The sequence below is a fragment of the Pseudovibrio sp. Ad37 genome, from assembly GCF_001623075.1.
Lineage (GTDB): Bacteria > Pseudomonadota > Alphaproteobacteria > Rhizobiales > Stappiaceae > Pseudovibrio.
Map to the genome: position 1 here is coordinate 1 of NZ_LMCF01000084.1, position 5881 is coordinate 5881.

Here is a 5881-nt window from a genome sequence, read left to right on the forward strand (position 1 = left end):
AGGCTATTTTGTATCTGAGGCTTCTGTCTACCGGCTACTGAAAGCGCAGGACCTGATTACCAGTCCCGCTTATGTCGTCATCAAGGCCGCAGACGAGTTCAAGGATAAGACAACAAAGCCGAACCAGCAGTGGCAGACTGATTTCACATACTTCAGGATTATCGGTTGGGGCTGATCAAAATGGTACCAGGCATCAAAGACAGCGCGGCTGGCAAATTACAGAATTAAGGTGTTTTCTTTCTGGTAGTTCCCCTCAACAACATCATGAATGCTCAGTTGAACGATGGCGTAGACAGCTGTGTTTTCTTCTTCCTGTGTCATCTGGTAACTCCTCGGATTAAAAGGGATAGCACAAACTCTTCAGCGGTTAGATTTAAGTGCACTCCTCATCATAATTGTCAGACCAACGCCGACGGTAGCGAGGCCGCTCCATTCAATAAGTGATGGTGTTTCACCGGTTAGAGGAACTCCGATAATCAATGCAAAAACAGGCACTAAAGCAGGAAACATAGCAGCTTGGGCCGCACCCAATATCTGGACCGATTTAGCAAATGCAATCATAGCGATAACACCAGACAGAACACCTTGCACAATGAGTTGGGTCACCAGAATATGTGCAGACTGCGCAGTGAAAACATCAACGCCACGAGCGCCGAGATAGATTGGCCCAACAGTCAAAAGTCCTGTAACTGAAACAACTGTAGTCACATCGAGCGCGTTCAGTTTCCAATGATGCTGCAACACACTAAAGCCAGCCCAAAGCATTCCTGCCACAATGAAAAATGTGTCACCAATGAATATCTCAGAGGAACTGGTCATGGCAGCTGGACCAGCAATGAGAGCGAGGCCAGTAAGTTTAATCAGCGTCCCAAATATGCGCTGCAGCCCAAGTTGTTCGCTCAGGAAAATACGAGCAAACAAAAAACCGCCAAGCATCATGGAGGCCGGAACAATAACGGCGCCGTGCGTCAACGGTGCATAAATATAGCCGCCAACACCGAGCAACACGAAGGGAGGCCCTAACAAGACAGACACAACAGCTGCTTGTAAGAGGGAGATGCGCTTGAGAGGATTGCGTCGCACGATCAAAAGAAACAGCAGCACGAGAGGACCTGCTACAATATAACGGAGAAATGCGATATCAAACCCATCAAGGCCTGCGGTGACTCCGACACGCGAGAGTGAGAGATACGCACCCCAGATTAGACTGGCGGTGAACCCGGCAATAATCCCTGGAACGAGACTTGGGATTTTCTTGACAGGGCATTCCAATAAGACACTGCTCATTTCCGTTTTAGTGGCCTGAACATGAAACATTTTGTTTCTCCTTCGCAACCGGTCTACTTGTTGACCAATATATTGAGCAGGACCAAAGCGGATGAGGCGGCGTATCGGTTTATCCCGGAAGATGCTGAGATTTACGTCGCTAACACGACAGATTAGAAATCAAGGCGATCTCATTGTGTGACGTCCTTCGCAGAAGCAACTCATCGACAAAATAGCAGGATGTCTGAGAGGGCAACGCCACTTCCTCATTAACTGTGAGAGTGTCTGCGGGGAGCAGTGCTCACTGGAGTTCTCAGGATTGATTAGGATAACTGAGCCGTGACAGGCCCAACTTGCCGACTTATGTTTTTGTTGTTCGCTGTGGTCCTTAATGGATCGGTTAAGGAATATATGGCAGTACTGGCACGCGTGATAAATCGGTTATCTGGTCAACGCACTATTGCTCAGGAGCAACAATGAAAGAGCTTGATGGGTTGATGGAGTTTTGTGCTGTCGTTGAAAACGGCGGTTTCAAAAGAGCTGCAGAGTCTCTTGATGTATCGACATCATTCATTAGCCGCCGAGTTTCCAATCTCGAAAATCGCTTAGGGGTGTTGTTGCTGCACCGTACGACGCGCAGCGTGAACCTAACAGATATCGGGGAACAATATTACCTGCGTTCAAAAGAGATATTGGCAGATATACACGCACTATCAGCTGACTTAGCTGAACAGCAAAACCTGGTAAAGGGGCGTATCCGAGTAGCCGCTGGTGGAATATTTGGCGAGACTTGGGTGGCCAGTGCTCTTGCTGATTTTGCCAGATCGCACCCTGAGGTTGAACTTGACCTTGAAATAAGTGACCGGCCTGTAGACTTGGTCAGAGAAAAATTTGACCTCGCAATTCGTCATGGAATGCCATCAGACCCTGATTTGACAGTTAGCAGGATAGGAAACCGACGGATGATGGTTTGTGCTTCTCCAGATTATCTGAGAGAGCATGGTGAGCCAAACGAGCCGGAGGATCTGGTATCTCATTCTTGTTTAATCACGCCCGGCTTGCGCTGGCTCTTTGCCAGGAATGACGACACGTTTGAAGTCCGGGTTTCCGGTCGTTGGGCTAGCAATAATGGGCGAGCGTTGATGATTGCTGCATGTGCAGGTTTAGGTTTCACGAGGCTCGCTGAGGGATATCTGACCAGCGCATTAAAGTCGGGTGCTTTGGTTGCCGTCCTCAAGCCCTATGAGATATCACCACAGGAGACCCTCTTGGTATATCCATCTCGTGCATTCCTTCCCTTCCGGGTTCGCTCGCTCGTAGAGCATTTGAAGAAATACTGAAGTCAAACAACCCCTTCCAGTTATTCTTCATGAAGCTTACTTCTTAAGCAGTCGTTTGAACCCACCGCATTCAAAAGCAATACAAAGCTCCAGCAACTCAGGATCCCCTGAGATTGTTGCTCCTGAGCAATAGTGCGTTAACCGAATGGCCAATTTATCAAGTGTGCCAGTGCTGTCATATTTCCCTCACCCGATCCATTCAGGACCAAAGCAAACTAAATAATATTTGTCCGAAGGCTCAGGTTCACACTGTCCAACAAACGTTGTCACTACTGGAAAATATGACTTGATAAGCAGATCGCGAGTAATCGCGTTGCCCGCTTTCAGGCAATGGTAAAACGATCATCGGCTTGATCGATCTCGTGTCCTTCTCATCTTCTTGACCTGAATTGAGTCACAATATGACCTCAATTTCCAGTCTTTGCTCATGCAGTGCTCGACCTGACCGATCACAATTCAACTAAGTAGAGGAAACATCTACAATGTCTTTACATGAAAAAATTGCGACTTTAAAAGCTCAAGTCGAAAAAAAACTTCCTCAGAAAACTCGCGATGTCATGGACCTAGCTACTGCAGATCTGGCAGCATCAGGCATTTTGAATGGCACTATTAAAGTTGGCGATACACTTCCTAGTTTCACCTTGCCCAATCAGAATGGCACACCAGTCAACTCTAACGAATTGCTTAAGAACGGCCCATTGGTGATCAGTGTTTTCCGAGGAGCGTGGTGCCCTTATTGCATGTTAGAGCTTGAAGCTCTGGAAGAAGTTTCACAGCAGCTCCAGGAGGCTGGCGCGAACATATTGATTATTTCACCACAAACTCAAGCAGCTTCGTTCAAAACCAAAACCGAGAAAGGCCTATCTTTCGATATCATTTCGGATCTTGGTAGTCTTTATACCAGCAAGCTCGGTCTCGTTTTCTCTCTACCTGAGGATCTGCGCAAGGTTTATAAAGGGATCGGTATCGACCTACCAAGTTTTAACGGAGATGAAAGTTGGGAACTCCCTATGCCGGCGCGCCTGATTATTAGCCAAACAGGCAAAGTCATGAACGCTGACATTAATCCAGACTACACCAAACGTCCTGAACCAGCAGACACTCTTCGAGAACTCCTTGATATGGCGAAGCAAGACCTAACCAACGCGTAGCCTGAAAGCGATTGGCGGCAAGCGATAGCAGCACGTGCCGCCACTTCTCCCAGAATTGATAGCAGAGGCTCCTGCTTGCTTAGTCACAACGCCGTGAGGATTCGAAAAGTCGATTATTTGCAATTGAATTGCTGATCTGGCGGCATACATAGGATTGATCAGTGATGCTCTGGATTTCAGGGCATTTTTAATGAAGTACTGAAGGGTATACTTGTATGAACACAATTACGGTGCCTAAATCTCCTTTGATCTGGTCTCTGTTTAGCTTGCGCTTAAGTATATCGATTGTGTTCGTCCTTTGGACACTAAATAAATTCCTTAACCCAGTCTCGACAGCGAGGACTTTCGAAGCTTTCTATGGCTTTTCAGCTATGAGCGAGGCTCTCTCGTTTATACTCGGCGGAGTTCAAGCGCTCATCGTCATCTGCTTTCTTGTCGGATTTAAGAAACGTCTTTCAATAGGCGCCATTTTGATCATGCATGTCATATCGACTCTTGTCTCTTACGAGCGATATCTCGATCCATTCACAAGCCCCAACCTCCTTTTCTTCGCAGGATGGCCCATGTTAGCCGGACTTCTCACTCTCTATCTTCTGCGAGATTTCGATACCAAGTTCTCAATAGAGCACGGCGCTAAGACGTAACTCCACGACAACGCGTTGTTAGATTACAGGGGTGTTAGTTCAGAGTTGGCAGAATGACTTTGTTTGCAGCTGGATGTGATCGCCCTGAACTTGCTACCAGTATTCGGTCTTCAAAAGATGTAAAACTGATTGCACATCGATGGGGAACATTGAAATGAGCATAATCCACCGGGCTGTTCCCGATGATTTAGAGGCACTCTACCAAATTTCAGTTCAAACAGGCCATTTAAGTGGTGATGCAAGCCACTTGTATGTCGATTACAAAATGATGGGGCAAATTTACTCTGCCCCATATTTAAAATTATCACCTTAACTCTCTTACGTAATTGAGCGCCATAATCAAGTCGTGGGCTATTGTGTAGGCACCAACGATACTATTGAATTTGAGGCAGTTCTAGAATCTCAGTGGTGGCCTAACTTAAGACAAAGGTACCCATTACCAGAGGAAGGAACGCGATCAACCTGGACAGCCGAAGAACGCAGATGTCAGATGATCCACTTTCCGGAGAAAACACCAGAACAGATTTCTATAGGTTTTCCTGCCCATCTACACATGAACCTTCTTCCAGTTATTCAAGGTCAAGGTATGGGTGCCCAACTTCTTGACAAATGGATGCAAGAAGCAACACAATATGGGGTAGCAGCTGTACATGTTGGTGCAAATGAAAAAAATACTAGAGCCATACGCTTTTGGCAGAAACAGGGGTTTAGCGGGCTTGGCGCACCAGCCTCAAGAACAGCATGGATGGGCTGTTTCATGACAAGCTCCTAATGTATCTGATCTAAAGTTAAGATGACCTATCAGACTTGTCTAAACCCATAATGGCAATATGCGCATATCTGCAAATGGCCCTTACGCCAATAACTGTCACTCGCTTATCCGATTTCACACAGTGTAGCGGAAAACTGTTTCTCATCAGGCTTCGTACGACAGCTCTAAATATTGTCGTTATTTCAAATTTTTGACAACAAAAAACCCGTCATCGTGATGACAACGGGTTTTAATATTTGGTTGCGAGGGTAGGATTTGAACCTACGGCCTTCAGGTTGTGATCTTCTAATTTAGTAAATACTACTATTATTATTTTTCAATAACTTAGTCCGCAAGCGCCTGATGCCGCTTAGCAAATCTCACAAAACATTAACGAAGTATACGACACCAAACGGCGTCATGTACAGCTCAAAATGCGTACGGCGTTTGACGTGGTGTTGACGCAAGACCTTACGTTTCCTCCATCCCAACACTCAGACAGGGCGTTCAGGTAATCAGGGAGAGCTGGCTCGGGAAATTTGGACAGGTTGTGAAAGTGGATTTAGCTCCTGAAACTGGCATGATGCCAAGAACAGGAGACCATCATGAGCAGACGTCCTCGCCGGAACCATAGCCCGGCTTTTAAAGCGAAAGTGGCACTTGCTGCTATTCGCGGAGAAAAAACCTTGAGTGAGTTAGCTCAGGACTTTGATGTGCACGCGAACCAGA

Annotated in this window: 5 protein-coding genes and 1 pseudogene; 5 read left to right on the forward strand and 1 reads right to left on the reverse strand. The window is 46.6% G+C overall.

What is annotated here, in order from left to right; all coding sequences use genetic code 11:
* A pseudogene (locus PsAD37_RS27565) lies at positions 1-172 on the forward strand (IS3 family transposase); the annotation flags it as partial.
* 188 nt (positions 173-360) lie between these two features.
* On the opposite strand, the gene PsAD37_RS14015 reads toward PsAD37_RS27565, so the two are convergent.
* Positions 361-1317 carry a DMT family transporter gene (locus tag PsAD37_RS14015; RefSeq protein WP_063296681.1) on the reverse strand — a complete coding sequence of 319 codons (957 nt, stop codon included), beginning with the start codon at positions 1315-1317 and terminating at the stop codon, positions 361-363.
* 425 nt (positions 1318-1742) lie between these two features.
* Between PsAD37_RS14015 and PsAD37_RS14020 the strand changes: the two genes are divergently transcribed.
* The 4 genes from PsAD37_RS14020 to PsAD37_RS27575 all read left to right on the forward strand — a co-directional run.
* A complete protein-coding gene (locus PsAD37_RS14020) occupies positions 1743-2606 on the forward strand; it encodes a LysR family transcriptional regulator (protein ID WP_063296682.1) in 864 nt (287 codons plus the stop codon).
* A gap of 482 nt (positions 2607-3088) precedes the next feature.
* A complete protein-coding gene (locus PsAD37_RS14025) occupies positions 3089-3757 on the forward strand; it encodes a peroxiredoxin-like family protein (protein WP_063296683.1) in 669 nt (222 codons plus the stop codon).
* Between the two features lie 1134 nt (positions 3758-4891).
* Positions 4892-5173, forward strand: coding sequence for a GNAT family N-acetyltransferase (locus tag PsAD37_RS29500; protein ID WP_063296685.1), 282 nt, complete (start codon positions 4892-4894; stop codon positions 5171-5173).
* 584 nt (positions 5174-5757) lie between these two features.
* A partial coding sequence (locus PsAD37_RS27575) for a transposase (protein WP_193778219.1) occupies positions 5758-5881 on the forward strand: 124 nt, incomplete at its 3' end.

Coding starts and splice junctions, on each gene's coding strand:
- PsAD37_RS14015 (WP_063296681.1), bottom strand. CDS start 1,317: ATGTTTCATGTTCAGGCCACTAAAACGGAAATGAGCAGTGTCTTATTG.
- PsAD37_RS14020 (WP_063296682.1), top strand. CDS start 1,743: ATGAAAGAGCTTGATGGGTTGATGGAGTTTTGTGCTGTCGTTGAAAAC.
- PsAD37_RS14025 (WP_063296683.1), top strand. CDS start 3,089: ATGTCTTTACATGAAAAAATTGCGACTTTAAAAGCTCAAGTCGAAAAA.
- PsAD37_RS29500 (WP_063296685.1), top strand. CDS start 4,892: ATGATCCACTTTCCGGAGAAAACACCAGAACAGATTTCTATAGGTTTT.